At 47.2% G+C, this 4,623-nt stretch carries 4 protein-coding genes; all 4 read left to right on the top strand.

Annotated elements, in window-relative coordinates; genetic code table 11:
* The coding region (betI, locus tag B9J84_RS14365; RefSeq protein ID WP_094124425.1) for a transcriptional regulator BetI at positions 1 to 503 on the top strand (503 nt) is incomplete at its 5' end.
* Positions 504 to 524: 21 nt separating this feature from the next.
* Positions 525 to 1,985 carry a betaine-aldehyde dehydrogenase gene (betB, locus tag B9J84_RS14360; protein WP_094124424.1) on the top strand — a complete coding sequence of 487 codons (1,461 nt, stop codon included), beginning with the start codon at positions 525 to 527 and terminating at the stop codon, positions 1,983 to 1,985.
* A gap of 18 nt (positions 1,986 to 2,003) precedes the next feature.
* Entirely contained in the window at positions 2,004 to 3,704 is a 1,701-nt protein-coding gene (betA, locus tag B9J84_RS14355) for a choline dehydrogenase (protein WP_094124423.1), read from the top strand.
* Between the two features lie 36 nt (positions 3,705 to 3,740).
* The coding region (locus tag B9J84_RS14350; RefSeq protein WP_094124422.1) for a choline ABC transporter substrate-binding protein at positions 3,741 to 4,623 on the top strand (883 nt) is incomplete at its 3' end.

The following is a 4,623-nucleotide window of genomic DNA, read 5'->3' as shown; positions in this document are numbered from 1 at the left end:
GTATCGCTTTAATCAGCAAAGAAGCAGGTGTCTCGACAGGGATTATCAATCACTACTTTGGCGGCAAGCATGGATTATTGGAAGAGACAATGCGTGTTGTTTTACGTGAGCTTTCAACCGCCATCACTCAGCATTTAAACCAACTCCCAAAAGAGGCTCATTACGAACGCATTAATGCCATCGTAACCGGCAATTTCAAAGGGTTCCAAGCGGAAAACCAAGTCGTTAAAACATGGTTAGCGTTTTGGGCTTACTCCATGCACGACGCACAATTAAATCGCCTGCAATACGTCAATGAACAGCGTTTACTTTCTCACCTTAAGATTGAACTCAAGCCGCTGCTCCCATCAGAACAAGTCAACCTCGTGGCTCATGGCATCGCGTCACTGATTGATGGCATTTGGCTACGCGGAGCATTAAACCCCAAAGGGATAGACCCTGCTCAAGCACATTCCATCATTAACGATTACCTCAATAAACAATTAGCGTTTTACGCGCAATAACAACCCACTTCAGGCCTTAAAATGGAAATACAATCGCTTTATATCAACGGAACGCTCCGATCTGCGACTTCAGGAGAACGTTTCGATACCTACAACCCAGCAACAGGTGAAGTGATAGCAAGATTGCAGCACGCCAGTGCCAATGACGTTGAACAAGCTATCACCTCAGCCAAGCAAGGATTCGCGATATGGTCAAGAATGACCGCGACAGAACGCAGCCGTATTTTGCTAAAAGCAGTAAAAATACTTAGAGAACGAAACGATGAACTTGCTGTAATTGAAGTTCTCGATACCGGCAAGCCGATTCAAGAAGCCAATTGCGTTGATATTGCTACTGGCGCAGACGTCATTGAGTACTTTGCAAATTTAGCCCCATCGCTTCAAGGCGAGCAACAACCGCTCAACGACCATCAGTTTTTTTATACTCGCCGCGAACCATTAGGCATCTGCGCGGGCATTGGCGCATGGAATTATCCGATTCAAATCGCGATGTGGAAATCAGCGCCAGCACTGGCTGCCGGCAATGTGATGATTTTCAAGCCCTCAGAGGAAACGCCATTAAGCGCATTAAAACTGGCAGAGATCTTCAGCGAAGCCGGAGTGCCAGACGGCGTCTTTAACGTGGTTCAAGGTGATTACCGCGTAGGTCAAATGCTGACGGCCCACCCTGACATTGCCAAAGTCTCTTTTACCGGTGAATCGGGCACCGGGAAAGCCGTGATGGCAGACAGCGCTCGCAGCTTGAAATCTGTCACCATGGAATTGGGTGGCAAGTCACCGCTCATTATTTTTGGTGACGCTAAGCTTGATCAAGCTGTCTCTGCTGCCATGGTGGCAAACTTTTATACTCAAGGTGAAGTGTGTACCCATGGGACGCGCGTTTTCGTACACGACAGCCTCTACGATGCGTTTGTCGCTCAGCTTAAGCTGCGTACTGAACAATTAGTGATTGGCGATCCTATGGATATCAACACCCAGATTGGCGCGTTAATTTCCAAACCTCATTTAAACAAAGTACTCACAGCGATTGAGCAAGCCAAAACCAGCCAAGCAACTTTGCTCACTGGTGGTTATCAAGTTACCGATAACGGCCTAGATAAGGGCAATTTTGTTGCACCAACTGTTTTCATTGATTGCACTGATGACATGCCTCACGTGCAGCAAGAAATCTTTGGCCCTGTGATGTCAGTGCTTAAGTTTAGCGATGAAGACGAAGTGATCGCGCGCGCGAATGGCACTCAATATGGCTTAGCTGCAGGAGTGTTCACACAGAACCTTTCTCGTGCACACCGAGTAATTCACCAACTTCAAGCCGGGATCTGCTGGATAAATACCTGGGGAGACTCTCCGGCAGAAATGCCTGTCGGTGGTTATAAGCATTCCGGAATTGGTCGTGAAAATGGCATAGAAACCCTTAAGCACTATACCCAAACCAAGAGCATTTTAGTGGAGCTAGATGATTTTTCTAGCCCATATGCTTAATCGTCAAAGGAGCCTTCTATGTTAAATCACTTTGATTACATTATCGTCGGTGCGGGCTCAGCAGGTTGTGTTCTTGCCGATCGCTTAACCGAGTCTGGCGAGCATCAGGTTTTACTGCTCGAAGCCGGTGGTAGCGATAAAAGCATTTTTATTCAAATGCCCACCGCCCTTTCTTACCCGATGAACAGCGAAAAATACGCATGGCAATTTGAAACCGAATCAGAGCCCGATCTCGACGGGCGTCAGCTACATTGCCCACGGGGCAAAGTACTCGGTGGCAGCTCGTCTATTAATGGCATGGTGTACGTTCGTGGCCACGCTTGCGATTTTGATGAGTGGGAATCACTGGGCGCTGAGGGTTGGAATTATCAAAATTGTTTACCCTATTTTCGCCGCGCTGAATCTTGGATAGGTGGCGAGAACGCTTATCGTGGCGGCAACGGGCCCGTCGGTACTTGTAACGGTAACGACATGCAATTGAACCCACTTTATCAAGCCTTCATCGATGCGGGCAAAGAAGCCGGTTATCCAGAAACTGACGATTACAATGCTTATCAGCAGGAAGGTTTCGGACCAATGCATATGACGGTAGATTCTGGAGTTCGCGCCTCAACGTCCAATGCCTATTTACGCCGCGCGATGAAGCGACCGAACCTCACCGTAAAGACAGGAATTGTGGCACATAAGATCTTGATTGAAGAGCAAAAGGCCATCGGCGTTGAGTTTGAAAAATCAGGTAAGATCCAACAAGCGTTTTGCTTGCGAGAAGTGATCTCAAGTGCTGGTTCTATTGGCTCTCCTCAACTTTTGCAACTTTCAGGTATTGGCCCTAAAGCGCTGCTTGAACAAGTTGGTGTGAAACTGGAGCAAGACCTGCCTGGCGTGGGTCAAAACCTGCAAGATCACTTAGAGATCTATTTTCAATACCACTGCAAACAGCCGATCACACTAAACAGTAAACTCGGTTTAATCAGCAAAGGGCTTATCGGCACTGAATGGATCTTAACTCGTAAAGGATTAGGGGCAACCAACCACTTCGAGTCATGCGCGTTTATTCGCTCTCGCGCAGGGCTCAAATGGCCAAATATTCAATACCACTTTTTACCTGCTGCGATGCGGTACGACGGCCAAGCGGCCTTTGATGGTCACGGCTTCCAAGTTCATGTGGGACCCAATAAGCCAGAAAGCCGAGGACAAGTACAAATTGTCTCTCGCGATCCAACGGTTTCACCCTCTATCGCATTTAATTACCTATCAACCGAACAAGATCGTCAAGATTGGCGTGATTGCATTCGTCTCACCCGCGAAATTCTAGCGCAACCAGCATTGGATACTTATCGGGGCGAAGAAATTCAACCGGGGGAAGAGATCCAAAACGATGACGATATTGATTCATGGGTCAAACAGAATGTGGAAAGCGCTTATCACCCCTCTTGCAGCTGCAAAATGGGCGCAGATGACGACCCAATGGCCGTGGTGAATGAACAATGCCAAGTGCGCGGAATTCAAGCTTTACGCGTGGTGGATTCCTCGATATTCCCAAGCATTCCCAACGGGAACCTGAATGCGCCAACCATCATGGTCGCAGAGCGCGCCGCCGATCTTATTTTAGGCAAACCGCTATTAGCCAGTACTGAAGCTCCAGTATGGATTGCACCAGACTGGCAAACCAAACAAAGAATAAAACCACCAATGAGAAAGCCGGACGCTTACTCATAAAATTTATAAAGTCAGTCAAAAATACAAGGAAATAACATGTCTATTACTAAAAAAACCGTGCTCACACTTGCAATGACGACTCTGCTCAGCGCCAACGCTTACGCTAATCAGTGCGATACCGTGCGCTTTGCTGATGTAGGTTGGACAGATATCACCGCCACGACGGCAATAACCACAGAGTTGCTCAAAGGGTTAGGCTATCAGACAAAAATCGATTTGCTCTCAGTACCCGTGACCTACTCATCTATGGCGAACGGTGACATTGATGTATTCCTCGGTAATTGGATGCCAACCATGGAAGGCGATATTGCCAAATACCGTGAAGCTGGAACGGTTGAAACTCTGCGCGCTAACTTGGAAGGAGCAAAATACACACTCGCTGTGCCTAAGTACGTTTATGATGCCGGTGTCCAATCGTTTGCTGATATCGCTCAATTTTCAGATAAATTTCGCGGCAAAATCTATGGTATTGAACCGGGCAATGACGGTAATCGCTTGATCCAATCGATGGTTGATGAAAACGCTTTTGGACTGAACGATTTTAGCGTTGTTGAGTCCAGTGAAGCTGGCATGGTGTCACAAGTGGCACGCTCGGTACGTCGCAATCAGTGGATTGTGTTTCTAGGTTGGGCTCCGCACCCAATGAACAGCAATGTTGAAATGGAATACCTTGATGGCGGTGACGATTACTTTGGCCCAAACTACGGTGGTGCAAATGTCTACACCAATGTTCGTCAGAACTACCTAGCACAATGCCCAAATGTCGGTAATTTATTAAAAAACCTGACTTTCTCTCTTGAAATGGAAAACCAACTGATGGAATCCATTCTCAACCAAGGCGTGTTACCAGAACAAGCCGCTCGCCAATGGTTAATCAAACATCCAGAAAGTATTGTTCCATGGCTAAAGAATGTAAAAA

The organism is Vibrio sp. V03_P4A6T147 (assembly GCF_002241085.1).
Taxonomy (GTDB): Bacteria; Pseudomonadota; Gammaproteobacteria; order Enterobacterales; family Vibrionaceae; genus Vibrio; species Vibrio anguillarum.
This window is presented reverse-complemented; position numbering and strand designations above follow the sequence as displayed.

What these genes read in the sequence shown, in the direction of transcription:
- betB (WP_094124424.1), top strand. Translation starts at nt 525, where the DNA reads ATGGAAATACAATCGCTTTATATCAACGGAACGCTCCGATCTGCGACT.
- betA (WP_094124423.1), top strand. Translation starts at nt 2,004, where the DNA reads ATGTTAAATCACTTTGATTACATTATCGTCGGTGCGGGCTCAGCAGGT.